Genomic DNA, 24,413 nt, shown 5'->3' with positions numbered 1-24,413 from the left:
AGACTGGCTATATATAAGGGGAAATAGAATAACTTACGTTGATCAGATTATGTCTTAGTTACTCAAACTGAACAAGCCCAAAAAGATTAATTATTATTAAGAAAAATTAATGTAATCGCGTCAATCAATGGCTCTCTCGTAAACAAAAAGCGATATCTACGACGGGCGTTGCCTACGCACTGCGAAAAAAAGCGATCGCGCCCTTCGTCGAGTGGGCAAGATCGCTTTTTCTTCAATTTTTTGAACACTGAAATGGAGCAGCACTAAGTTGGTAATGTCCCCAAAGTCAAAGAGATTTCACTCTCACGCATTATGGATTATTTTACCTTTACATTTTTCTGGCTTCATCAAATATATTGTTTAGCTCATCGGAGTCCTTACGGTTGGCAGATTCCCCTGTATCGTCTGCCCAAATTGTTAGCATTCTAAAACATAGCTTAACTGATAACACTTTTTGAGTGTTGCAGTAATCAAATAATCTTGTCTTCCTGTCTGCTGGATTCTTCCATATCTCGTCAAATGATTTGAACGTGGCATATCCCCCAGGTACTTTACTCATCATATTCCTGAACTCACCAGCAATTAAATAAGTATCTGGTGTTAAATTTAACTGCCTAGATGGAATACTTTCCACAGGAAGTTTTACCGTGTCTGACTGAAACTTTTCAGAGGTAATCGAGTTGGTAGCAGCAAAACTGCTTATGGATGTAGATGACCACAGGAGACTTGCCACGAGTGCGATCTGGATTTTGCGGGATGTACTCATTTTTTGTTAAGAAGGATGTAACTAAGGCCTGGACTCTAAGCGGTTTTATCTGACCGCTTATTTATTAGTTAGACGTTTTCCCACCCCAATTTGGGAATTTTTCGAGTTACGAGCAAATTTTCTCCCCAAAAATCCCCCCTCAACCCCTATAACCCTTGCTCCTCTTACCTTTGAGCCGCTGTAATATCCTCTCAACTTCCCCACAGGCGGGATAAACCCCCTCTAACTCCCCCTTACTAAGGGGGAGGACAAGAGTTTTCTCTCTTACTAAGCTTGTGTGTACACCGTAGCCTTAATAAGGGGGGGCTGGGGGGGTTCCAAATATGTCATTGAAAAGACCAATTTGTATGACTCCAGCCACTTTCATCTCCAGGCCAGAGGATTGACGGAACTGTACAAGTAATGTGATAAGCTTTCCAGACATAGTACGGTGACTTGATAGCTAATTTCTTCATCCTGGCTTTTTGGGGGAATTAGTGATTCCCAATTGCATTGGGGTTGAGACTTTTCTGGCAAAGGAATTACCAACTTTAAGGCGGGCGAGGAAGAATTTAGACGAGTATCATCTTCACCGGCAAGATATTTGGTTAAATGCCTTCGCAGAATACGTCCGGCTTTGCTCACGCATTTGCGGACGTTTTCTTCAGAGCATAGAAATAGCTTGGCAATATCTTGATAAGATTTATTTTGGTAGTGGTATAAGACAAAAGTATCGCGGATTCTGAGAGGCAAGGAGTCAATTTTGTGGTAGATATATGCCTCCCATTCTAGGTTTATAATATTAGGTTCAGTAAATCCTAAGTTAGAATAAAGTGCTGGATAATCTTCAAGTTTAATCTCGTCTATGTTTTTAATTATTAGTGCATCTCGTTTCCGTTTTCGATGCAAATCTATGCAGAAGTTATAGAGAAGTTGAGTTAACCAAGCTTTAGGACATTTAATTTGACTTCCATAGTTTTGCCATTCATTCCAGGCTTTAAGCATTGCCTGACTCAATACTTCTTCGGCATCGATTGGGTTTGAGTTCATCCACTTGAAACAGCAATGGGAAAGATAATCTTGATGCGCCTGCCATTCTTGCCAAAAAATTGTATTTTTATCTTCAGTTTCATCCCACAGGATTGATGCCGCCACTGATTGAGAAGATGACCTGATTTTTTGAGTTCTATGGCTATTGCTTTCCATTTACAGGAGATTCCACATTTATGAAGTACACCAGCCTATCCTGAGCTTCCCCGTAGGGATACTCCAAGATCCCGTTGGTGTCAACAATCGCCTGAAAGCCTGTGATCAATCTCGTTTTTACCTGAGTCCAGATCCCCCTAAATCCCCCTTAAGAAGCAGGACAGTTTCATTCTCGGTAGGGGCCGTGCCAAGAGTGCCGGCCCTCTTGGTCTGATCTGCCGATTAAATCCTCTAGGTCGGGGGTAGACACTCTTGGCACTACAACAGTCAAAATTCATGTTTTTGGTGAGAATGAAACAGCCCTGCCTTAAGAAGGGGAGTAGGGGTTGACTTTGAGTAAGTTATTGTCCCCCCCTCTTCTTATCCCGAACTCAGGTTAATTAAGATTTAGCCATTTTTGAGCGTTAAGCCGCTGGACGACGCCAAACACCATGAGGTCTAGTGTTACCTTGCGCTCATCGATCAAAAAAGGCTCTAAAGTGCTGGTTTTTGTCTTATTTTCCGCGCAGGAAAAGGCTCTTTGACTTTGAATATTTTCTTGAGGAAAATACAGGTTAAATTGGCGCTCTCCTTCTTGGAATTTACCAATTACCTGCCAGCAATCCCCGGCGGAACTCATCCCAAAAACGGGGAATTTTTGCTTGGTAAAACTCACCTCTAAATCCTTAACGCCCTGCTTAGTCAAAGCAGTTTGCAAAGCGGGCAAATAATCTTGTTGAATAAATTCCGCAAAGGGCTTGTCTTCAACAGCAGGTGCTTTTTCCTTTTTAGCTTTAGCTGGGGGCTTGTCGCCTTCGGCCTTGGCTGCGGGCTTTTTAGCAGCCGCCTGGGGCTTGTCAGTGCTGGGGAAGTCGCTTGTCTCGGCTGTGTCGGAACTCGGGGCGTTCTCGATCGACGCACTGGGAGTTTCCGATTCGCCAGCGGTAGGATTTTTCGGTTCTTCTGACATTAACGCTTCCTGGTAAAAGTGACTGGGTAAGGAGTTGGGAGTTGAGCAAGCGGGCGATCGACTTTCTCGATCGCACACATTTTATCGAAAACCAACCTGAGAGAATGGCTAGTCAAAAAAATTTGAACTGAAAACACTCTCACAGGGCGATCGCCCGCAAACATCACAACTCCTTTGGTTATTCTAAATCTCAGCGACAGCTCGTTCAATCAAACGGCGGGCGAGAGTTTGAACACCGGTGTGTTCGTAATAGTTGGTAGTCATGTCGAGGAATGCGCCCACGTAGTCCACCTTGTCTGCTGAAATATCTACAAAATTCTGCAAGTGGCCGAGTACGTTTTGGGGAGTCAAACCTCGATCGCTCACAAAAGAGCTCATCCAGCCAGAAACCGAGTTAAAGCTTTCGCCGATAAAGCCGAGTTGGCCTGCGGGAGAGCCCCCAGGAATCATGCCGCCGATCGACTGAAAGACCGAATTATCTTGCAAATCGTTCGGGGAGAGTCTCTGAATCCAAGACTGAGTTGCCATGATAAAGTCCGGGCCCAGGGGAATCAAACCATCAAAGCAAACCAAAGCAGCCATCCGCATCAGGGATTCGCCGCCGTAGTCACCCAAGGATGCGGCAAAATCGCCGATGCTGTCGCCGGGAATGCCGTTGATTTGGCAAAAAGCGAGCAACTCAGTGACTAACTTCAGAGAAAGGTCGATCGTTTGAGCTTTTTCCGGCTTGGGAGTGAGATTGCCGAGCATGGACAAAAACGGCACATTTTGGGAGACTTTGTTAGCGAGGGCGGCAGTGCCCAAAGCCTTGTCGGCACTGTCAATAGTTTGGTAGAGCCAGAGAGCGCGCTGGTAGCCCTCAGATTTATCGTTGTACAGGTAGATGGCCCGCTCGCCAATTTGCTGGATCAAATCTTCGTCTGTTTCGCCAGTAACGGTGCGAATGGTATTTTCAAAGCCCACTAAATTGTTCCACTCGCCGGGAACCACAAAGTCAAGCGCTCGCAGGGCTTTGACAGTCATGTTGTCTTGAGGCAGTTGATCCACTAATTCAAAGACTGTTTTGCTCACAAAAAACTCCTTATGCTGGAACGAAAATCAAAGGTATTACTTTTGGCAGATGGCAAAAACTTCAAACTCTCTTTGTGGCAAACTTAGTTTTGATAGCGCCCGACTCGAGTCTGGCGCGGAGTGTGACAAGAGACATTGCTATTTGACGCGGGCGAGGCCGCCGAGGTTAAATTTTGACAGCCAAGCTTCGCGATCGCTGGCGGTAAAAGAGGGATTGCGGGATTGAACTTTCACCTGATAGCGATTTGCTACTAAAACAGCGGTGATATTAGCACCCTGATTAATGGCGGGATAGCCGGCAATTTGCTTGGTACTTTGTTGGAATTTTGCACCGGCGTTGGGGTTGCCGGCGATGTCGTTAATCGAGAGCACCGCGACATTTTTACCGTCTTTGTTCAACTTAGCTTCAGCAAAACCGGATTTTTCTTGAGCAAAAACGCGATCGAATCCACCGCCAGAAGCCGGGAAGTATTTATTTAACTTACCGCCTGCAACTGCCTTCTTGGGCAGGTTTTGATTACTAGCACTTGATTTATCACCAGTTGTCTGCTGTGCTTTACCAGGCTTTTGGGTGCTTTCCTGCTGGGCTTTGTCCCAGCGTGATTGGGTTGGGGTTTGACCGCAGGCGGTCACTAACAGCAGTACCGAGATCAGGAATGGAGCTAAAATTCGGCGAGCGGGGGAAAATTGCATCGCTGTCTCCTCATTAGTAGGTTTCCATAACAATTGTGGCTCAGAATTTGGCAATTTGTGTTCCCCGATCGGATGATTTGTCTTCTTTGCAAAAAAATCCTCTACCTGCAGGCAGAGGATTTTTTTGCAATTACGAGTTTTGAAGGAAGAAAACTGAAAGATTGCTCCACAGATCAAGTCTGGGGATGGGGGTAAAGAAACTAAGTTTTCTGAGAGCCAGCAATCTAAAAACAATTTTTGCTGATTTTCCCTAGATTTATCTAGAAATTTCAGAGCAATTGTTCGTCCATCGTCTTACTTCGGCTTTCCCACTTAGGTCTTACTTTAGGGGTAAGGATCAGGCGTCGCTTTCAATGTAGATAAACAACAAACCCATTACCACAACCGGCATCACCCAGGTAATTAGGGGAATCAAAATCCAAGGCAAGAAAGAGGCAGCGTAGGAACCTGTCATATCAAATTCTCCAAACTAAAGTTAGTGTGTTCCAACAGGGATATTTGGCAGTCGAGTCTAATTGTTGACTAAACCCCGGAAAATGGCATCAACGCCGTTAAAGTTTTCGAGTAAGAAGTAGGCAACAAAGACACCACCCATTCCACCAATGAAGAAACCACCGGTAAACTGGCTCCACCCCTCAGCATTTCTGAGGGCATCAGGGGTCATGGGATTAGCGCTAGGGTAGCTGGTGTTGTCTTGTTTGAAAGAGACTAAACCGTAAGCAGACATACCTAGTGTGCCAAGCAGAACTAACACGAGGGCGGTATATAATCCTCCGAGATTAGCTGCTTCAGGATAATCCCGCAGTGGCCCGAAGACGATTTCGGGGCCGACGAGGAAATAACCGTGTGCCAAACCAATTTCTAGACCTCGAATTAGGGGCGAGAGTCCTTTCCGGTAGACGGGCAAGTTCCCAATGAATGCTTTTGTGAAATCAGAAGCACTGATGGGAGTTGCTAGATGACCCGTGAAGGGGTCGCCGTTAAAGGGTTTAATAAGCTCTGCATCTCTGGGATCGGCCATATTCTCTTTTTCCTCGCTGTGCGTAAAAGTTGAGGCGTTCAAGTCATATTTTACGCAGGGAGGTGTTTCCTATTTACATAATTAACGGCGAGCTTTAGAAAAGTTCACTATTCTTTAGTTTTTGGAAGAATTTTTCTTTTGCCTCTTATACCAGAAAGCGAGTCGATCGGGCGACACTCCCAGGAAATAAGCGATGATTACTATTTGATTAATGGCGGTGGTTTTGATCACCCCAAGCTGCTGCCAGCGACGGGCGGATGTCAGCACAGCGTAGGGTACTATTTCAATGCGGCCTTGTTTTTTCAACCGCCGCACGAATTCAAAGTCTTCCATCAGGGGCAAGTCGGGAAAACCGCCGATTTTGTCAAAGGTAACTGCGTTGAGGAAAATAGCTTGATCGCCGTAGGGCATTTGCAGAAAGTTCGATCGCCAGTTTACCCCTGTTTCTACCAGCCGGAGGCTGAGCCTGCGGGCGTCAATCTTGAGTTGAAAGGCCCCCGCTACGGCGGACGGGCTAGCTAGTACCCGACGTGCGCCAGAGTCGTACCCGCGAGGCAACAGAGTGTCTGCGTGGAGAAACAGCAATATCTCTCCAGTAGCGGCGGCGGCACCTACATTCATTTGGGTGGCGCGACCTGGGGCGGTGCAGATAACTCGGACGCCCAAAGATTTTGCTATGTCTGTAGTACCGTCGCTGCTGCCGCCGTCGGCGACAATTATTTCGACATTTTGGGCCTCAAGGGCGGTGGAGATGACTGAGGCAATTGTAGGTGCTTCGTTTAAGACTGGAATGATAATGGAAATTTTGAGATGGGGATTTTCTGGCGACATACAGCATTAAGCACCCCGTGAGAGAGAGGGGTTTTGTACCAAGCTTATCTGTTATTTGGCCAATTTCTGAGACCGGGCTCGCCCCTACATTGGGCCTTAACGTGGGAGAGTTTGGTAAAAAACCAAGCTATTAGTTGCTCATTTTTTACACCGGGGCCGCGCCGACATTGGGGTTTCATGTGGCAGGGCGGGTTTTCTACAAAGCCGATCTGTTAGTTGCTAATTTAGTTGGTAATTTTTGGCTTTTTCTCGCGCCTGGGACTATTGTCCCAAGCGCTGTCTAACTGCTACTGAGATTCAGCATTTGGTTAGACAAATACAATTACTATATTATGACGTTCTGGTTTCACAATCAAGTATTTTTCTCAAATTATATATGACAATTTATAATAACTTATAACGGTTAAATAGAGTTTAGTTATTTCAACATATTAATATCTAAACCGAGGAGATCTTCTGGTCGATCGATATCTGCAAGAGTGGGAAGATAAGCAATATTGAGATCGAGCTTTTGGGCGATCGCCCGCGTACAAGCCAATACTTGACTGGTTCCCCAGTGAATGCCACCGAACAATTCCGGTATCGCTCGCCGCAGCCCGATCAGATAATAACCTCCGTCTTTGGCCGGGCCCAAAACTACATCGTGCTGGCTTAATTCCTCAAAAGCTTGTGCCATGATTTCTGCTTTCAAACCCGGACAATCAGTGCCGATAATTGCTGTTTTCTCAACCCCTGAATTAAAAGACTTTTGAAACGCTGCTGTCATTCTTGCGCCCAAATCACCGTCTATTTGATTTTCACAATAAATATCACTTCCCAACCACTCTTGCATCAGTTGTTGGCTGCCGCCGGCTCGGTGAATTTCTACCGATAATCGGCGGGTTTTTTCGAGAGAGAGAGCGCAGGCGATCGTCCGTTGGGCCATCAAGCGGTGAAGGTTGGCAGCACCTGCTTTTCCCAGCACCGGAATTAGTCGAGTTTTGGTTGTTCCAGGTTCGGGATAGCGGGTGAAAACAATGAGTTTTTCTAAAATCATCGATTGTCCCTAATTTTTAAAGAAATGACCTAATGCAGTGCTGGACGCAGGCGGGGCTAAAAACCCGGTTTCTGTGGCGAGCATCCGCAATTTTTCGGAGAAACCGGTTTTTTCGCGTCCATGATTACTAATTTAATCCGTGGATTCAACCCATCCTAAAATACTGTCAACTGTCAACTGACAACTGTCAACTCTCAACCGTTAGCTCATTTCTAGCATTCGCTGGATCGGCTGCAAAGCTGCTAGTTGAATATCTAGGGGCATGGTAATTTCAGGGGTTTGATTTTTCATAGCTAGATACAATTTTTCCAAGGTATTTAATCTCATGTGCGGGCATTCGTTGCAAGCACAACTATTATTGTTGGGAGGAGCGGGGATGAAGCGTTTGTGCGGAGCTTGCTTTTGCATTTGGTGAATGATTCCCGGTTCAGTCGCGACAATAAAAGCTTGGCTGGAACTGGCTTGAGAATATTTGAGCAAAGCGGTGGTGGAGCCGATGTAATTGGCGTGGCGCAGCACGGGAGGTTCGCATTCTGGGTGGGCAATTATTTCGGCTTCGGGATTTTCGATTTTGAGTTGAACTATCTTTTTTTCTGAGAAGTTTTCGTGGACGATGCAGGCTCCTTGCCAGATTTCCATGTTTCTGCCTGTTTGTTCCATGACGTAGCGGCCGAGATTGCGATCGGGCCCAAAAATTATCGGCTGATTTTCGGGAATTTGGTTGACAATTTTAACTGCGTTAGAACTGGTGCAAATTATATCGCTCATTGCCTTAATTGCGGCGGTACAATTAATGTAGGAAATTACTAAATGTCCTGGTCGATCGGCTTTGAAAGCTGCAAAGGCTTCGGGAGGGCAACTGTCGGCGAGGGAACACCCAGCATTTAAGTCTGGCAACAACACTAATTTGTCGGGATTGAGAATTTTTGCGGTTTCGGCCATGAAATGAACTCCGGCAAAAACTATGACTTCGGCGCTGGTGTTGGCGGCTTTGCGGGCAAGTTCTAGGGAGTCGCCAATGAAGTCTGCGATGTCTTGAATCTCGGAGTCTTGGTAATAGTGGGCGAGAATGACGGCGTTTAACTCTTGTTTGAGGGCGTTAATGGCTGCAAACAAGTCGTGGGGCAGTCGGGTTTGAGTAAAGTTCGGAGCAGGTGCGGTGGTAAACACAGTTAGAATATTCCGGGGAAGGTGCGGGCTGGACTCAAGTGTATTTTGAATTATAGTTGAATTCACCAAAAACGGTGGGCAGTTGGGCCAGAGGTAGAAAATTTGCCATAGGTTAACCGACTGACTGGCAATGGGAGCAAGATTTTGCGATCCAAGGGTGGACTCAGCTAAGTTTTTACCTGACTCTAATTAGACTGAAAGCTTTATCCCGCAAGATATTCACAGGTAAATGACTACCTTGAGCCACGAGTATTTTGAGTAGCCTCTATTGACATCCTTTATTTACATCGTTTACTATAATCAGTATACGCTGTAAAGTGGTTGGTTTTATACATCTATGTACTTTGAAGACGATCGCCAGTGGGAGGGAACTGCTGAGTTTCTGACAAAAGAACTAAAACGACGGATTGAGCAGCTTGGGCTATCTGTGGAACCACCAGCCTTACGAACTGTGCGATCGTGGAGATCCAAGCAACTCCTGTCACAGCCGAAAGGTCAAGAATTTCGGTTTCGGCAGATTTTAGAAGGACTGGCAACAGCACTTTTGCTCAAGAAAGGCTGGACACTGGCCGCGATCGTTCAAGTTTTACCCTCATTCCCAGACGCAACATTGGAGCAACAAATTCTTGCCGAGGCTGATGGTCAAGACCCAACCTGGTTGCCACAAATGCAAACAACGACATTGCCATTACCCACAGGACACGCCAGCACGATCGATCTGGCTGAAGATACTGTTATATTGCTGGCCCAGGGAATTCTGCGACAATACACAAGAATTCTCAATCGAGACATCGTTCGCCAAGACGATGATAGTATGCCATCGGAACTTTATCGGGCTATGTGCAAGTTGGGCAGGCTGTATATCGAATCCGGACAAAGCGATCGCGCGGCTTGCGTGCATACCGTTTTGGAACGTGCTAGATATCCCCTCAATAAGTGGGAATTAGATATTTTTTGTCACGCCGATTTTGACTCTGGTCAAGTAATTCTCATCGATCCAGACTTGCGAGTGCCAACCCCAGATTGTGCAGTAATTGCCAACAGTAAAGGCACTTTTGGCGAAGATAATATCATCGAACACCGCCTGTACCAACGGTTGCGCGACGCAACTGAACGATTGGGAATTCGCCGCCAGCACAAAGCTTATACGGCTTTGCGAGCGCTATTTGGCAGCCGATCGCTCATCGGAGAACACCAACTCTTAGAGTATTTACGTGATAACGATTTAACCCCTTTACAGGGAATGATTGTTGACACCTTTTTTGATAGCGTGCCGGATGTCTGGTTAATTGACGGACACGCTCATCGCTGCGCGTATTGCGGTACGCTGATGCGCCCCTATCCCAATAAAGAACTTTTTCCCGATGGGCGATGTCCGATTCGCCAATGCCTCGGTCACAACTCCTCAACAGCAAAAGTTTCGGAGAAATTAGACCCAAACCAAGACCGATTGCTGATTGCCCAACCGCAAATTTTAACCTATTGGACTGGGCCGGCGATCGACGAATTAGCAATTTTTAAGGCTGCCATAAAAAACGGACTAGATGCCGAACTTTACCCAGAATCAGACCTATGCGATGTAGCAATTAACGGTCGCAATATTGGTATTGATGCTAAGTCATACACCAGTCCTGTCTCCCTTGCTTTGCGCCTCAACCGCACTGGCATCGGAGGGCTGATTCACTACCGCCGCCGCATCATTGCCGTCAGCGACCAATTAATTGAGGAGCGGCCCGATTACCTCTCTACTTTCCAGTCAGCGATCGATAAAAAAGGCGATCCTGCTACTCTCGAAATTCTGTCTGTTTCACAAGTCATACAGTTGTTAAAGAAAATCAAATATGAGAATTAAACCAGATTTCTGGACGGGAATAGATCGCATTTGCTGGCTGTGTGTCTTGATGGCAGAATTTATTGAGACTAATTCCCTAGAATATGCCCCTTTAACGATATCGGGAATGGCGAGTATCATCAATGCACCCGCGTTGACAAAAGCCCGCCAAGCCATTTTCAATATGCGCCTGATGTCGCTGGCTTACGTGACAGAACAGTCAGTGAAACACGCCGTTGCTATTTATAACGATCGCCACTACCGCAACAAAACTCAAGGAACCTATAAAATTAACTTAGAAACACTTCACTTTCAACGCACAGACCCCCTAGAAGACCCTTTAATTGCCCAAGCACGTCAAATTCTGGGCCAGCCTTTGGCACACCAATTTTACAGCGCCACCTTTGCCGATCCCCGCCAGCAAATGGCCGTTGCTTTAGGTGAAGAAACAACAGCCGCGAGAGTGCCAATTGGGTCGATCGCAGCCCCACTTGCGCCGCGCCGCACCCATTCCCTCGATCGCCTGCCGAAAGCAAAAATCCGCATTCCCCTTGCGGAACTGTACGAGTTAGCAGTTGAGATGGATGAACGCGAAGCAAATCACCCTGAAAAAAGACGGGGTAGCTGGGTACAACGGTTTGAACATTTTGCAATTAAAGTGCCAGAAATTGGTCAGGGTTTGCGGGAAGAAACAGTCATCGAATTAGAAGGCATCAAGCACTTAATTGGACTGCCTGGATCGGGCAAAACAACTTTGCTCGTATTGATAGCTGTATGGTTGGGAAAACGCGGTTATAAAGCGATGTTTGTGTTTCCCTCTATTGAAGTTGCCAGACAGTACATGGCAGAACTAGCATTTCATGAAATTAAAGTGGGAATGCTAGTCGGTCAAAGCGATGGAACTCGCCGCCGACACGCTAACAATATTGCCGAGGCGATCGCAGCATCAGGAGGAAATGGCGGCTTTGGCTATAGTTTGGAACAAGCAGAAGTTTTTGGCTTAAATTGCGTCTTACCTGCGTTTTCTACTGCTGATACTTCGATGTGGGGATTTAGTTATGCACCCTGCAACGAAATTTTACAAAGCGGTGGCAAAAAAGGGCAAATGAAAAAGTATCTTTGTCCGGTTTGGACGATGTGCGGCCGCCACAAAGCACCCCGCGATTTGCTAGATGCCGATATTTGGGTCGGCCACGTTCTCTCAATGGATACTGAAGTACCACCCCATGCCATTCGCGATCGCATTCGTTATTTTGAATTAATTGCCCGGACATTCGATGTCGTAGTTTTTGACGAAGCAGATATGGTGCAATCAAATCTGGATGCTTACGGTGCTGCAACTTTAAAGCTTTCAGGTGCGGCAGATTCTATCCATTTAGTCATTCAAGAACAAATTCACAATCGTTTTGCTCGCGGCGAAAATTATCGATTGTTCGATCGAGATGTAGAACTTTATAGCCGCGATCTAGCAGAATTTGGCAATCACAACACATCATTAATTACTGCCGTTCAAAATATGCCCTCATCGCCAGTCGGCAAACGCTATGAGAATCAGTTATTAACCGTTCTGAGAATAGTCAGCGATTTGTTGGATGGCTTTGAGAAAACTTCTAAACGCGATCGCCTTGACGAAGAGGAAGTCAAACAGGGATTTAGCAAAAGTCGAGCCTTGAAAGAATTCTGGGAAACGGCTGCTTACCATGCTTTTTACGATCGCACGGGCATTGAACCGCACGATCGGCTAAACATGGATCTGTGCGCTCAAAGGCTGGGAATAAACGCCGACACGCTCAAACAGCAATGGGAAACTCAAATTCTTTATTTTCGTCGTTATTTAGCGGAGAATCTGATCGAACGGCGCGATAAAATAGTCAAAAAAATTGCCGAATTGTTTTTGCCTTTGTGTTTTAAGGATGGCACTGCATCAGGCGAAGATCAGGATACGATTACCTTACTTGTTTGCGTTACTTTCGTGATTTTAGGCTATCAGCGGATCGTACCGCAAACTAGAACAATGGTAGCAGAAGGACTGATTCGGGAACCGATTGTCGAATCAACGGCAACACCGGAACTGCGACAACTGATTCCTGAGAATATTTTGGGGTCTTTTTCGGGCGTGAAATACAGTTGTGAATCGGCACAAACTACTCGCTCTCAAGCCCGAAATGTGGAACTGTCTTATATTATTTTTGTGGGCGCGCCTCGGATGTTAATGCACCGTTTTCATCAGTTATTTAAGGCAGATGGCGAACTGACAGGGCCGGCAGTTTTAATGACTTCAGCTACCTCATTTCTCGAAGCAAGTCCTGCTTATCACATTAACTCTGGGCCGGATTATCTGCTGAAACCGCGGCAAACAGAACACGCTCCCAAAAAGAGCATTTACCGCTTCAAATGGCTGCCAGATCGCGAATCGCGCGATGAACCTCTCCGATATAGCGGTGCAGGCGAACTGCGAGATCGTAATTTAAAAAAAATGGTAGACGCGCTGGTGCAAGGAGGAACCAAGAAATCTGAAATTTACAAATCCATCCTCAACTTTGACGTGCAACATGGTATTTACCGCAAAGCTGCCTTAATTGTTAACAGCTATGAACAAGCTCGGAACGTTAAGAATTTTATCAACGATTACCATCCAGAAATCGGCAAAAGAACCAAAGCAGTTGTTAATTTTCTCAAAAACGGAGAGCAACCCACTGATTTCGTTACCACGGCTCAGTGCGAGGCTTTAGGAGATGATGAAACTTGCGATATTATCATTTTTCCGATGTTGGCAATTGGTAGAGGCGTAAATATTGTTTTCACCAAAGGAGATAGGCAACTCGATGCAGCCATTGGTACAATTTATTTCCTCACCCGTCCCCACCCCACGACTGACGATACGCAACTTTTGTACAGTCTAGCCGGAAAAGCTACCCAAGAATTTGACAGTCGAGTTTTTACTGAATCCGAAGACTTGCCAGCAATTTATAATACTTGGAAACAGTCCCGAAAACTACTCTGGAAAACGGCTAATCGGCTGTTACGCGAACCTCTCATGGCTAGCCGTTTGGGTGAAGATTTATTTAAACCGTTTACGGCAAATCAGATGGTTGGGATTTTGCAAACAATTGGGCGCGGGATGCGAAATGGATGTCCCGTACAAGTTTACTTTGTCGATGCAGCTTGGGCAATTAAATCTACTAAAAATGAACCTGACTCCGGGCGGGACAGTATGCTAGTTCAGATGCGAATTATTTTAGAAGAATGCGTCAAGCATCCCGATCCAGTGATTCGAGAAATTTATCAAGAACTTTACGGTGCATTTCTGGAGCCCCTGCGGCGCATTAATGGCATAGTTTACCCGGAAAGTTTACGCGATTCAGAAGGTTTGACAGAGGAAGAAGACGATTTTAATGATTTTTCGCCTTTATTGGAGATGTAAGCATGAACGACGAAATTTTGGACGAAATTGAATTCGATCGCGACGGCGAAGTAAAGCAGTCCTGGACGCACTCAGACCAAAGAAACCGGGTTTTTTACCGAATCTACGGGCTGTAACGAAATATTTTCGTAAAAAAACCCGGTTTCTGGCCCCCATGCGTCCAGGACTATAAAGGAAACCACTATTATTGGAGATGCAACCATGAACGACGACATTTTTGACGAAATCGAATCCGATGATGACGAAGAAACTGAAGCTACTGTGGTTTCAGACACTCTTTACATTCCTCTTGCGAATAAGAGTCTGAAAGAAATTACCCTAGCTTTTACCGTGCCAGATAATATCGAGCCAGTAACAGTCAAAGGCTTGACACTAGGTTGGACAAAATCTGCTTTACATGAGCTTTTAACTATCCAAAAAGCTGCTTGCAAGGGCGATTCAGCCATCAAAAATCTCCCTTATGCCTCGCTGCGAGGTTTGTTAGAAGTAGGACTTGACAGTGCCGCACGGATTCAGTTAAATGTAGGTTTGAGTAACTATTCGTTGAATTCTAAAAGTGTAAATGAGCCGGAACCATTTGCTTACTTAAATTCCGAAAGTACACAAGATATCCAGAAAGCGTTACGCCCAATTATCAACGAGTGGATAACAAATTTCCTAAAACCTTTTGCTGAAAAAGAAGATGGGCTAGTGGAAGTTATCGACCGTTTGGAAGATTTGCACGATCGAAAGGAGTTGTTAACAATTACTCCGTCTGAGTCTCAAGTTTTACCTTGGAAATGGAATCCAAATACAGGAACTACAAAACACAGCAACAATTATGATTATCGCGTGTTAGTCGATTATGCAGCTCGTGCGATCGCCGGAAAAGAGATTTTTCAGGGGCTAGGAACAATGAAGCGGGTTATTTCCAGCAGTGGTAGCCTCACAACTGGGATGGCAGAATTGATTACCGATCCCATTACTCTACCCGACACTACAGGAACATTCAGTCTGGTGGTACGCTTAGAAGTTGTAACCTATCCTTCTTTGCACCAGCCTTTATTGAAGATAGATGTTTCCAAACGCCGCTGGTTAAGTGGGTTACAACCTGCACGCTATAACTCAGCAAATATTAGCGGCTTTGTCTTTTCTGATGATTATAGCGATCGCACCTTTCGCTACACGGTGCTTTCCGATTCCGAAAAACCTGAGAAAAATCAACCCGACAAAAAGAAAAATTGGTTTTGGGCGATCGATAAAGATTTTGAAGCCTTGCGCGGCAAGCTAAAACTCCCGCTGAAAACCCCTAACGGTCAAAATATTGATGGTTCCCAAATTGCTTTGGGGAAAGCTTCAACGGATAGCTGTAAAGTAGTATTAACTTACCGCAACCGACTGCAAGAAGGAAAACACGGAATTGATGCTGGTGTACCGGAAATTGATAAATTAGAAGCTTTTGAGGCGATAGCCACAATTCTTGAACCTATCGGTTTTAAAGCTTTTGATAATTACTATCCTGTAAAATTTAAGAGAGGTGAAAGCCACAAATTAGATGATACAGCTTCACGCATGATTAATTTGCCTACTCTGTTAGGTGCTGCTTTAGAAGTTCTCGAAAAAGACGACTGCTATGATTTGACTCCCAAATATCTAGAAAGCTTTGAGGACAATGAGTTAAACAGCTTGCTCACTAAACACCTTGATACCAATTTAGATAATATTGCAAAAGGCAGAAAAGCCCTTAAATTGGTTTGTCAATTAAAAGAACTCAAGGCGATGATTCAGGCAAACCAGGAAGCTATGCGTCGGCTATATCCTAACGAAAGACTGTTGCTTGTTGTCTTTTACGAAGAACAATGCCAAACCGAAGTGAAACTGCTGCAAGCAATGATTCCAGTTCTCTGGGGTGATGCGATCGAACTCATGGCTAATCGTTTGCCAGCAAACACTCACGGGCCGAGAGAGTCATTGCCAGGTGCAAATTTGAAAGCGAAAGAGCGATCGCAAAACCGCATAAAAGCCTGGGAGTCGATCGTCCAACAACTTGCTTTACGCAAACAGCGAACTTTTTGCCTGGTAATGGCACGGGAATGGTATCCAGACAACAAACATGACGATTCGGTGAATAAACCCTCATCCCGTCAAGCACTGGCTAAAATCGCTGGTTCTTGCGTGCAGTTTCTGCTACCGATTGAAAAAAGTAAGGACAAAAATATTCTCAACCTCGATAATTTTTCCCATCGAGTGCAAGCGGCTCTAAAAGACTTACTTTGGGCTCATTCTGGCCGCATTGATGATGTCAAAGAAAAGGTTGACAAATGGCTAAAAGATACTCCTCAAGAAGCCAGACCAAAAGAAATTATTGGGATTACGATCGTCCGCAAACAGAAAGGTCGCACTCGCGGCTCTATTGAGAAGACATTTTTACCAGTTGCTATGCGTCTCAACGTGGAGACAGGCGAGTGCGAACTGTGCTGTGCTTATGATAGGAATAGTTTACAAATCAGTCCTTGGAGCAAGTTTTCTGATGCGATCGCCTTCATTTCCCAAATCTCCCCCGTGAAACTGGCTGACAAAGAAGATGTGCGTCGGAATCGTTTCATGGAATTTGTCAAGCAGATTATTTCCAATTCTGTAGAGGAGGGAAATCAACCATTAGTTACGATCGATTCTTCCAACTGCGTGAAACTTTGGTCTTGGCTTGCCGATTCTAAAATGAATGCAAATCAGATTAATTTTGAAACCCAGTCGGGAAGCCCCTTGCACGAACATATGGAGCAAGAATGGAAAGGCGCGCGGATAATTCGGATTCGCCAAGACCTCGCCCCTGGAATTATCGATAAAAAAGTCCGATATTTAACAGAAACTTCTCTGGAAGATACGCGGACAAAAAAAGAACTGACTTCAACCCTTGAAATTCCTTCAGCCTCTAGTGTAAAGGGATTATTTCGACTAAGCGCAACTAATCAAACGGGTTGTGTTGCTTATCTATCTGTACGAAATGAAAAACCAGGTAAATTACGCGGTCAAAGTTGCTATCGCTCAACAAAAATTAACGTAGGTGCCAAGAAAGCTGATGATTCTCAAGACAAACTTTTAAATAATGCTGATTTAAAAGTTGACGAAGCTGCCAAGAAATCTGATGAGTCCAAAGGCAAACTTTTAAATAAAGCTAAATTAAAAGTTGACCAAATCGCAAGCAAACCGCCGTTTTTGGGTCAGTGGACAACTCCCAATCCCCTTGAGATTGTTGTTACCTTGCGACAAGAAAATGACAATCCCGATCGCCTTGCTGCACTGGTTGAATCTCTGCGCTATGGTTTCGGTCACTACAGCGACTGGTCGAGCTTACCGGCCACCCTGTTCTTCGAGCGTGTCGTGCGAGATTACATCAGCGAATTTGCAATTGAAGATGAAGAAAGGTCGGGGGAACCTGATAGGGAGGAATAATTCAGTCTAGGGGTTCTGTCCCGACTCGCTTGAGTTTTATGGCGTTGGAGTCGGTGATTAACGGGCTTAACTTCAGGCCAATCGCTTCTCATGTCAAAGGGGGAGAGAATTTTTGCGCCCTGGAGTGAAAGATGAAGAAAGCTGAGCAAATCTCAAATCTCCAATCTCAAATCTCCAATTCCCTGGGAGAGGCTGCACTGTATAATTAGTGAAGGCTGGATTTGCCGAAAATTGGTAAGTTTAGTAGGAATTTTTAAGCGGTAAGGGATCGAACGAACGAACGCAAATCACATGAATGAGGCTAAATCTATCAAAATTGCGGTGGTTGGGGATGTTCACGATCGCTGGGAACCTGAAGACGGCGAGGCCCTGAAGCATCTGGGCGTTGATTTGGTGCTGTTTGTGGGGGATTTTGGCAATGAGTCGGTGGAGGTGGTGCGGGCGATCGCCCAATTGGACATTCCGAAAGCAGCGGTGTTTGGGAACCACGACGCTTGGTACACGGCGACAGAGTGGGGCCGCAGTCAGTGCCCTTACGATCGCACTCAAGAAAATTGGGTAAAACAGCAGTTAGATTTAATGGGAGAAGCTCACGTCGGTTACGGGAAGCGTGATTTTCCAGAATTGGGCGTAACTGTGGTGGGAAGCCGCCCGTTTACTTGGGGGGGATCGGAGTGGAAGTACGGGGATTTTTACTCGGAATGGTTTGGGGTAGAAAGTTTTGAGGAGTCGGCGCGGCGCATAGCAGGGGCTGCAGCGGATGCCGATTGCGAAAATGTGATTTTTTTGGGTCACACGGGGCCGACGGGGCTGGGAGAGGCTCCTGAAGACCCCTGCGGGCGAGATTGGAAGCCACTGGGAGGGGATTGGGGCGACCCGGATTTTGCGGAGGCGATCGATCGAACTCGGAGTTCTGGGAAGCACATACCTCTAGTAACTTTTGGTCATATGCACCACAAACTGCGGCACACGAAGCAGGAGTTGCGGAAGTCGCTGGAGGTGAGTGCGGAGGGTACAGTTTATTTGAATGCGGCCAGCGTACCGCGAATTGTGGAGAGAGAGTGCTCGAAACTGCGGAATTTCTCGATCGTCCTGCTGGAAAATGGAGCAGTGTCGGAAGTGTCTCTGGTATGGGTAGGCGAAGATTTCGGGGTAGAAAGAGAACAAATTCTTTATCGGCGCGCTGAATCTGCGGCTATTTGTAGTTAGAGACATTTGCTGGTATGATAAAATTTATGCGCCAGGAGAGGTGGCAGAGTGGTCGAATGCGCCTGACTTGAAATCAGGTGAACCGCAAGGTTCCGTGGGTTCAAATCCCACCCTCTCCGTTTAACAATTCTCTTGTCCGTTAAGGGTTTCAGATTCTCTCTCCCCTCAAGAGTTCGCTTTTGTGCTCATCTTTCGCTCACTCTTGGTATTTCGCAACAAAAAAACACCCCCGCAGGGGTGCTGTTGCTTACCAGGTAATTTTTCTAGCTAACTGAGTTAACTAAAGCCTTCTTCATCCGCCGGGTCGCCGTAGGGGTCTTCGCTGGCCGGACTCACGCTGCCGAACATTCCAGCATCCGCTACGTAGTCTGCGGGGTCGCCGTAGGGGTCTTCGCTGGCCGGAGTCAGGTTGCCGAACTGTCCGTAGTCTGTACCGGCGTAGTCTGCGGGGTCGCCGTAGGGGTCTTCGCTTGCTGGAGTCACGTTGCCGTACTCTCCGTAGCCAGCCGGGTCGCCGTAGGGGTCTTCGCTTGCCGGAGTCACGTTGCCGAGCTCTCCGTACTCAGCCGGGTCGCCATAGGGGTCTTGGCTGGCTGGAGTCACGTTGCCGTACTGTCCGGCATTGGAGGCATCTTGGTAATTGCCATCAGGATCGAGTTGCTCGCTGTCTGGCCCGACGATCGCATCTTTTAACTTCCGCAAAAATCCGTCTACCATGATAAAGTTCCTCTTTTTTATGTGTTGAAAAACGACTGTTTTAGATTGGGAATCCCAGATTTAATTGAAAGTCACGGAACCTGCAATCTAAAATCTCAAATGCTTAGACTACTGTGCGGGAACAGGACTTGTAGCTTCCGGCAAGGTAGTAAGGTCTCGACCGGTATTTTGGTTGTTGTACCCCTGGAATTCGCGGTAACGCACGGCCTCGGACTCCGGAACTTTAATTCCTTCAGGCGGGGGCGTTACCCAGACCGGGCGATTCTGGGCATCACGGTAGTAAACGCGACCGTTTTTGGAAAGGTAATGTTTTCCCTGCGGCCCCTTTTCTTGTTTATTTTTGTGCTGATTGTAGATGTAGTAAAGGGCGGCTGCTCCTGCTAAAGTAATCCCTACTTTTTGAGCATTGCTCAGTCCTTTTTTGGCTTGTGGCGAAGGATTGGAACCCCGATTAGTTTGCACTCCTCCAGCGCGAGAGTTGTCAACAGGAGGCGGGGGAGCGGAATTTTGCTGGCTAGAACCGCAAGCACTCAAAAAGGGAAAGGTCAGCAGCGTTGTCAGCAGCAGAGCCATGAAGCGCGATCTTTGGGGTTCGGGTTTGATTGTGTTCATTACCGCTCCGAATTGTCGGGATTATAAGTAGGGTGTGTTCTGGCGAGGTTAAGGAACCTGAGCTGCTGCCAACTGTTTTTAGAGTAAATTAATTTCTCAAAGCAATTTTGACCAAAAAAGTAGTTGCTAAGAAATTTACAGCGCAGCTACAGTATTGCGTTTCTACATTAATTATCCTCAAGTCTCTCGAAAATTTCCTCTTTCCAGGGATATAAATAAAGTTTCTTTTATTTATATCCGCAGGTATATGCCAATGGCGCCTTCGGGTAATAATAAATTCCGTTTGTGGAGGGCTCAAAGCAAAGTGAAGCAGACGGACGGGACGAGTGCGAAGCTCAAAGCAGCACTGGCGAGGAAAAGGAGGCGGGATTTATAAGTCCAGCGGTGTTTAATTGGACCGGACTGTTTTACTCAGATGCAGACAATTTTGTTTTGGAAATTCTGGAGAGGTCGATCGCCCTACTGTAGAGATCTATTAACCGCGATAGAAAGCCCCGAAGCTTTTCGGATATTTATGAAATTAAAGAATTTATTTACTGCTGGATTGTCCATCGCCGTTATATTTACTGCGGCAAAATATCTAACTTTTTCAAATCAACAAAACCAAGTCAAGCAATTGCTGGAAACCAAACAGTGTCCCGAATGCAATTTCAGCAATGCCAACCTAAAAGGATTAGACTTGCAAAGAGTCAACTTGCAGGGAGCCAACTTAGAAGGTGCTAACTTATCAGGAGCCAAATTAGCCAATGCCAACCTCAAAAATGCCAACTTAAATAAAGCCAACCTGACGGGAGCTGATTTGGGCTGTGCTGGCATCACTTTCAACCTTGAGGCTAATGAAAAAGAAGCAAATATGGATTTTAATGTCACCGCTGTTCCAGAACAGAATAACCCAGAAAATGCAGTAGTTGGTTTCAATATGAAAGCAACGGATCGAGGAGCCACAATGCGTTTCAACCTCATGGGATGCGCGGACTTCTCAAATGCTAGCTTGCAAGAAGCTAAAATGCCAGATGGCACAATTCATCCTTAATTGCAGCAAATACAGCAATCTGCTGTCTCATCATTTGTCAACTTCTTTTCATTCTTTCTGCTCTCTCTTTTCTCTTTCTCTGTGTCCTCTGTGGCCTCTGTGGTTCATAAAAAAAAACCGTCGCCTGACTGACAGGCGGCGGTTTTTTTAAGCAACTAACAATCGCCTAAAATTAGTGAGCAGAACCGTTACCATGATACTTGTCAGTATCGTAGAATCCGTTTTTTGTACCGAAGAACAGACAGCAAACGGTGAAAACTGCTGTCAAGACTGCTAAAACTAACTTAACGTCCATAATTTACCTGCTGTTGTTGAGTGAGTGCAAATACTCAGATTGTAGAATCTTTTTGGCTGGCGCGGCCATCTACCAGCGTAGCGCCAGATTTGCTGGGATGTTCGTTGGTGCGGCAGTTTCCTGACGGCGAGACGATTCGGGGAATTATTGTCGAAACCGAAGCTTACGGCCCGGGAGATCCCGCTTGTCACGCTTACCGAAAGCGCACTTCTCGCAATGAGGTGATGTTCGGGCCTCCGGGTATGAGCTACGTTTACTTAATCTACGGGATGTATCACTGTTTTAACGTGGTGACGGATGTGGAGGGAGTTGCTAGTGCTGTGCTGATTCGAGCTTTGCAGGTAGATGTGGTTCCCAAGGGGTTCGCTGGAATTCCTGAGAAGAAGCGATCGCGCCTCGCCGCCGGGCCTGGGAAACTGTGTAAGGTACTGGATATCGATCGAACTTTAAGCGGTTTTCCCTTGGGTTCCGGCCAACCGCTGCGGTTGGAACACCGGAGCGAGCACTTTCAGCAAGCTGTGGAGGAGGGTACAATAAATTTTGTGCAAACTACGCGGATCGGGATTTCTCAAGGCATGGATTTGCCTTGGCGGTGGTATGTAGGGAACTCTACGGCTGTGTCACAACTCTAGTAATGTCAAAGGTATCAGTGTAAATTTTGTCGCTTATCTTAGTGAAATTATGGCTTACTCTTCTGAAAATCCGATCGTACAACTGAAAAAATGCCTAAGCCTGGTTCAGGATGTTAGCACTCACACCGAAGCCAACCGGGCTTTCGAGCAATTGTGTGGGATTATCGATGCTGAAAACCCAATGGCGGCGCAACTTTTGGAGATGCTATGGGAAGAAGCAATTATGGCGAGGCGATCGGCTTTATTTTGGCAACAAATGAGCGATGTTGAGAAAGATATGGCTAATAGAATGATGGAAAATATGACGCAAATGCGGCAAAACTATTTGCGGTTAATGCAGGAAATGTAAGATTGGGGAATGGGTAATTGCTAATTAGTAATTGGTAATTGCCCGGGCTCTGCCCGGAAACGAGAAAAACGAGTAGCAGAAGCAGATTTAACTGCGGCGAGACTCATCGTCCACCAGGCAATATGTGCGTATTGAGCGCAGTCGAACCAAGTGAAAGTAAAAATGAAATAAGCAATAGCAACTGCTTCAATACCGCGCAGATACGAATTCATGGCTAAACATACATAATATCCCCAAACTGCAATGCCAGCAAGCAGCCCTAAGATGCCAACTGATAGGGTTGTATCCAGAATCCAATTGTGAGCTTTGTAAGTAGGAATTTCTCTAGTGCTGATTTCAGCTTTTATGTTAATATAGTCGTAAGTAAACTCGTCTAAATTTACAACAATCGGAGTTACTTGAGGATTTCGGATGTAGGGATAGGCAATGCCGAAACCGTCAAATCCCCATCCAAATAGCGGGCGTTTTTTGATGCCACGGGCTGAGAGAGTCCACATCGGCGATCGGCTAGACATGATTTGGGCGATGGTCGGTTTGCTCCAATCCAGCGGCCTGGTGACAGTCATGATGCCAATAGCAATTACACCGATAAGAGCAATGCCTGCAAGGATTTTGTAATATTTGCCTCGGAGCAAATAGGCACTGGCAACCATCAAAGCTAAAATAGCACTTCGGGTAGATGTTAGCAGCAGTGCGGGAACAGTTAAAGCCAAAGTAATTACAGTTAATTTAGTTGTGGTAAATCTCGAAAACCAACCGACAAGAGCAGTAATTATTATTAATGCTAAAACTATGGCTACGTGACCGCGATGGGAATACAATCCTATTGGTTGCTGTCCTTGAAAAATGCTGCTGGCTAGGACATCAGCTCTGATAATTTGCCCCATTGTGGCGGTATAGTCGATCCGCCAGTCGATGATTTGGGGGAAGATACTAAGAGAAAGGATCATGCCGCCAATTAGCAGTCCTTTTAGTTGGGAATTTATGAGTTGCGGGTGTATGGTTAAGAGCAAGCTGTTGCTGAGGGTGAAGGCGGCGATTAACAACCAGTAGAGCCAGCCGTCTCCCATTTGGTCTTGACCGAAGAAAGAGGTTAAGGGAAAAGGACTTTGTAGAGTGGAGATAGCTCCGATTGATAGAAATATTGTCCACAGTATTAGCGAGATTTTCCACTGTCTGGGAATGGTTAGGGCTTTTCTTTGTTCCCACAAGAGGGCGAGATTGACTCCTACTATTAGCCAAATAATTAATACTTTGGGGGAAGTCCAGATGAGGCCCCGGCTGCTTCCCCAGGGGTTGATGAGGATGATGCTGAGGGCAAACAGGATGGTGTAGAGGGTTTTCATTAATCTTTGTTTTTCCGGTTTTTGAGTCTTTTAATTACAGGCAATACAGCTAGAGCAAATAGCGTTCCTAATCCGGTAGTTGGTTCGGGAACGGCTTCTGCGGGGAGTGCGTCATCGTCGGTATTTTTAGATGAGACTTTTTGAGTTTGTGCGGTGAGAGTATCGTCAAGATACGATAGTTCTGGGTCTTCAAGTAAGTCGCTGCTGATTCCTGCTAAATCTACTCGCTCAGAATTGTTATCCTCTGAAGATAGTTCTGGGTCTTCCAGTAAGTCGGCACTGATGTCTGCTAGGTCTCCGTTATTTTCGTCGCTGTCTGTTGATGATAGTTCTGGATCTTCCAGTAAGTCGGCACTGATGCCTCCTATATCTGCATTAGTTTCATCGTTGTCTGTTGATGATAATTCTGGGTCTTCCAGTAAGTCGCTGCTGATGCCGGCTAAACTTACTTGGTTTTCGTTGCTGTCTGTTGATGATAGTTCTGGATTTTCTAGCAAATCACGACTGACGCCTGCTACGTTGGCATGGTTCAAACTATTGGCTGTTGATGATAGTTCTGAGTCTTCGAGTAAGTCGATGCTGAATGCTGTTAAGTAGTCAGTGTTAGCTTTGCTACTGCTCTCAAAAAGTGAGCTTTTTCGCAAGTTCGAGACATTAGCGTTTGGTATCCAAGAACTGGGAACCGCCCGAATCGGACGCCCCCCCGGACGGGGTGCTGGTGCTGGACGCGGGCTGGGTGCTGGTGCTGGACGCGGGCTGGGTGCTGGTGCTGGACGCGGGCTGGGTGCTGGTGCTGGACGCGGGCTGGGTG

The 24,413-nt window shown here is 46.1% G+C and carries 23 protein-coding genes and 1 tRNA gene; 9 read left to right on the top strand and 15 right to left on the bottom strand.

Translation table 11 applies throughout. The features are described from left to right. Positions 1-328: 328 nt before the first annotated feature. The 10 genes from QUA16_RS10895 to nadA form a co-directional block, all read right to left on the bottom strand. A complete protein-coding gene (locus tag QUA16_RS10895; RefSeq protein WP_333181131.1) occupies positions 329-766 on the bottom strand; it encodes a hypothetical protein in 438 nt (145 codons plus the stop codon). 363 nt (positions 767-1,129) lie between these two features. Beyond that, on the bottom strand, positions 1,130-1,951 hold the full coding sequence (locus QUA16_RS10890) for a sigma-70 family RNA polymerase sigma factor (protein WP_333104550.1): 822 nt from the start codon (positions 1,949-1,951) through the stop codon (positions 1,130-1,132). A gap of 376 nt (positions 1,952-2,327) precedes the next feature. Further along, on the bottom strand, positions 2,328-2,978 hold the full coding sequence (locus QUA16_RS10885; protein WP_333104548.1) for a DUF2996 domain-containing protein: 651 nt from the start codon (positions 2,976-2,978) through the stop codon (positions 2,328-2,330). 105 nt (positions 2,979-3,083) lie between these two features. After that, positions 3,084-3,971: a hypothetical protein gene (locus tag QUA16_RS10880; protein WP_333104547.1), complete on the bottom strand. Its 888-nt coding sequence runs from the start codon at positions 3,969-3,971 to the stop codon at positions 3,084-3,086. Positions 3,972-4,109: 138 nt separating this feature from the next. Next, positions 4,110-4,664: a hypothetical protein gene (locus QUA16_RS10875; RefSeq protein ID WP_333104564.1), complete on the bottom strand. Its 555-nt coding sequence runs from the start codon at positions 4,662-4,664 to the stop codon at positions 4,110-4,112. A gap of 337 nt (positions 4,665-5,001) precedes the next feature. After that, on the bottom strand, positions 5,002-5,118 hold the full coding sequence (locus tag QUA16_RS10870; RefSeq protein WP_333042098.1) for a photosystem I reaction center subunit VIII: 117 nt from the start codon (positions 5,116-5,118) through the stop codon (positions 5,002-5,004). 57 nt (positions 5,119-5,175) lie between these two features. Continuing rightward, positions 5,176-5,685: a photosystem I reaction center protein subunit XI gene (locus tag QUA16_RS10865; protein WP_333081456.1), complete on the bottom strand. Its 510-nt coding sequence runs from the start codon at positions 5,683-5,685 to the stop codon at positions 5,176-5,178. Between the two features lie 114 nt (positions 5,686-5,799). Continuing rightward, positions 5,800-6,516, bottom strand: a complete 717-nt coding sequence (locus QUA16_RS10860; RefSeq protein WP_333104546.1) for a TIGR04283 family arsenosugar biosynthesis glycosyltransferase — start codon at positions 6,514-6,516, stop codon at positions 5,800-5,802. A gap of 418 nt (positions 6,517-6,934) precedes the next feature. Continuing rightward, positions 6,935-7,552 (bottom strand): TIGR04282 family arsenosugar biosynthesis glycosyltransferase, encoded by a 618-nt coding sequence (locus QUA16_RS10855; RefSeq protein ID WP_333104545.1) that lies wholly within the window; start codon positions 7,550-7,552, stop codon positions 6,935-6,937. A 201-nt stretch (positions 7,553-7,753) separates the two neighbouring features. Beyond that, positions 7,754-8,722, bottom strand: coding sequence for a quinolinate synthase NadA (nadA, locus tag QUA16_RS10850; protein ID WP_333104543.1), 969 nt, complete (start codon positions 8,720-8,722; stop codon positions 7,754-7,756). A 337-nt stretch (positions 8,723-9,059) separates the two neighbouring features. On the opposite strand from nadA, the gene QUA16_RS10845 reads away from it, so the two are divergent. From QUA16_RS10845 to QUA16_RS10825, 5 genes are all read left to right on the top strand, one after another. Further along, the gene (locus QUA16_RS10845) at positions 9,060-10,574 is read left to right on the top strand and encodes a restriction endonuclease-related protein (protein ID WP_333104542.1); all 1,515 of its coding nucleotides are present in this window, start codon (positions 9,060-9,062) and stop codon (positions 10,572-10,574) included. Further along, a complete protein-coding gene (locus QUA16_RS10840) occupies positions 10,564-13,977 on the top strand; it encodes a pPIWI_RE_Z domain-containing protein (protein WP_333104541.1) in 3,414 nt (1,137 codons plus the stop codon). Before QUA16_RS10845 ends, QUA16_RS10840 begins: the two co-directional genes overlap by 11 nt. Before the next feature lie 201 nt (positions 13,978-14,178). After that, complete coding sequence (locus QUA16_RS10835; protein ID WP_333104540.1) at positions 14,179-17,409, top strand: RNaseH domain-containing protein; 3,231 nt, start codon at positions 14,179-14,181, stop codon at positions 17,407-17,409. Positions 17,410-17,700: 291 nt separating this feature from the next. Beyond that, positions 17,701-18,618: a TIGR04168 family protein gene (locus QUA16_RS10830; RefSeq protein WP_333104539.1), complete on the top strand. Its 918-nt coding sequence runs from the start codon at positions 17,701-17,703 to the stop codon at positions 18,616-18,618. Between the two features lie 34 nt (positions 18,619-18,652). Then, a tRNA-Ser gene (locus tag QUA16_RS10825) sits at positions 18,653-18,737 on the top strand. Positions 18,738-18,894: 157 nt separating this feature from the next. On the opposite strand, the gene QUA16_RS10820 is transcribed toward QUA16_RS10825, so the two are convergent. Both QUA16_RS10820 and QUA16_RS10815 read right to left on the bottom strand, forming a co-directional pair. Beyond that, complete coding sequence (locus QUA16_RS10820; protein WP_333104538.1) at positions 18,895-19,335, bottom strand: translation initiation factor; 441 nt, start codon at positions 19,333-19,335, stop codon at positions 18,895-18,897. A gap of 108 nt (positions 19,336-19,443) precedes the next feature. Continuing rightward, positions 19,444-19,947, bottom strand: coding sequence for a hypothetical protein (locus QUA16_RS10815; protein WP_333104537.1), 504 nt, complete (start codon positions 19,945-19,947; stop codon positions 19,444-19,446). A 285-nt stretch (positions 19,948-20,232) separates the two neighbouring features. Between QUA16_RS10815 and QUA16_RS10810 the strand changes: the two genes are divergently transcribed. Together QUA16_RS10810 and QUA16_RS10805 are read left to right on the top strand one after the other, a co-directional pair. Beyond that, complete coding sequence (locus tag QUA16_RS10810; RefSeq protein WP_333104536.1) at positions 20,233-20,415, top strand: hypothetical protein; 183 nt, start codon at positions 20,233-20,235, stop codon at positions 20,413-20,415. A gap of 46 nt (positions 20,416-20,461) precedes the next feature. Next, entirely contained in the window at positions 20,462-20,980 is a 519-nt protein-coding gene (locus tag QUA16_RS10805; RefSeq protein ID WP_333104535.1) for a pentapeptide repeat-containing protein, read from the top strand. 172 nt (positions 20,981-21,152) lie between these two features. On the opposite strand, the gene QUA16_RS10800 is transcribed toward QUA16_RS10805, so the two are convergent. Beyond that, positions 21,153-21,275, bottom strand: a complete 123-nt coding sequence (locus QUA16_RS10800) for a hypothetical protein (protein WP_006633228.1) — start codon at positions 21,273-21,275, stop codon at positions 21,153-21,155. Positions 21,276-21,295: 20 nt separating this feature from the next. Between QUA16_RS10800 and QUA16_RS10795 the strand changes: the two genes are divergently transcribed. Both QUA16_RS10795 and QUA16_RS10790 read left to right on the top strand, forming a co-directional pair. Beyond that, positions 21,296-21,907: a DNA-3-methyladenine glycosylase gene (locus QUA16_RS10795; protein WP_333104533.1), complete on the top strand. Its 612-nt coding sequence runs from the start codon at positions 21,296-21,298 to the stop codon at positions 21,905-21,907. A gap of 49 nt (positions 21,908-21,956) precedes the next feature. Then, entirely contained in the window at positions 21,957-22,256 is a 300-nt protein-coding gene (locus QUA16_RS10790; protein WP_006633230.1) for a hypothetical protein, read from the top strand. 20 nt (positions 22,257-22,276) lie between these two features. Here QUA16_RS10790 and QUA16_RS10785 read toward each other — a convergent pair whose 3' ends face one another. Then, entirely contained in the window at positions 22,277-23,602 is a 1,326-nt protein-coding gene (locus QUA16_RS10785) for an O-antigen ligase family protein (RefSeq protein ID WP_333104531.1), read from the bottom strand. Next, a partial coding sequence (locus tag QUA16_RS10780; protein ID WP_333104530.1) for a hypothetical protein occupies positions 23,602-24,413 on the bottom strand: 812 nt, incomplete at its 5' end. The genes QUA16_RS10780 and QUA16_RS10785, both read right to left, overlap by 1 nt.

Source organism: Microcoleus sp. S13_C3, assembly GCF_036700905.1.
In the GTDB taxonomy this organism is placed as follows: domain Bacteria; phylum Cyanobacteriota; class Cyanobacteriia; order Cyanobacteriales; family Microcoleaceae; genus Microcoleus.
This window is presented reverse-complemented; position numbering and strand designations above follow the sequence as displayed.

Coding starts and splice junctions, on each gene's coding strand:
- QUA16_RS10895 (WP_333181131.1), bottom strand. CDS start 766: ATGAGTACATCCCGCAAAATCCAGATCGCACTCGTGGCAAGTCTCCTG.
- QUA16_RS10890 (WP_333104550.1), bottom strand. CDS start 1,951: ATGGAAAGCAATAGCCATAGAACTCAAAAAATCAGGTCATCTTCTCAA.
- QUA16_RS10875 (WP_333104564.1), bottom strand. CDS start 4,664: ATGCAATTTTCCCCCGCTCGCCGAATTTTAGCTCCATTCCTGATCTCG.
- QUA16_RS10870 (WP_333042098.1), bottom strand. CDS start 5,118: ATGACAGGTTCCTACGCTGCCTCTTTCTTGCCTTGGATTTTGATTCCC.
- QUA16_RS10865 (WP_333081456.1), bottom strand. CDS start 5,685: ATGGCCGATCCCAGAGATGCAGAGCTTATTAAACCCTTTAACGGCGAC.
- QUA16_RS10860 (WP_333104546.1), bottom strand. CDS start 6,516: ATGTCGCCAGAAAATCCCCATCTCAAAATTTCCATTATCATTCCAGTC.
- QUA16_RS10855 (WP_333104545.1), bottom strand. CDS start 7,552: ATGATTTTAGAAAAACTCATTGTTTTCACCCGCTATCCCGAACCTGGA.
- QUA16_RS10845 (WP_333104542.1), top strand. CDS start 9,060: ATGTACTTTGAAGACGATCGCCAGTGGGAGGGAACTGCTGAGTTTCTG.
- QUA16_RS10840 (WP_333104541.1), top strand. CDS start 10,564: ATGAGAATTAAACCAGATTTCTGGACGGGAATAGATCGCATTTGCTGG.
- QUA16_RS10835 (WP_333104540.1), top strand. CDS start 14,179: ATGAACGACGACATTTTTGACGAAATCGAATCCGATGATGACGAAGAA.
- QUA16_RS10830 (WP_333104539.1), top strand. CDS start 17,701: ATGAATGAGGCTAAATCTATCAAAATTGCGGTGGTTGGGGATGTTCAC.
- QUA16_RS10820 (WP_333104538.1), bottom strand. CDS start 19,335: ATGGTAGACGGATTTTTGCGGAAGTTAAAAGATGCGATCGTCGGGCCA.
- QUA16_RS10815 (WP_333104537.1), bottom strand. CDS start 19,947: ATGAACACAATCAAACCCGAACCCCAAAGATCGCGCTTCATGGCTCTG.
- QUA16_RS10805 (WP_333104535.1), top strand. CDS start 20,462: ATGAAATTAAAGAATTTATTTACTGCTGGATTGTCCATCGCCGTTATA.
- QUA16_RS10800 (WP_006633228.1), bottom strand. CDS start 21,275: ATGGACGTTAAGTTAGTTTTAGCAGTCTTGACAGCAGTTTTCACCGTT.
- QUA16_RS10790 (WP_006633230.1), top strand. CDS start 21,957: ATGGCTTACTCTTCTGAAAATCCGATCGTACAACTGAAAAAATGCCTA.
- QUA16_RS10785 (WP_333104531.1), bottom strand. CDS start 23,602: ATGAAAACCCTCTACACCATCCTGTTTGCCCTCAGCATCATCCTCATC.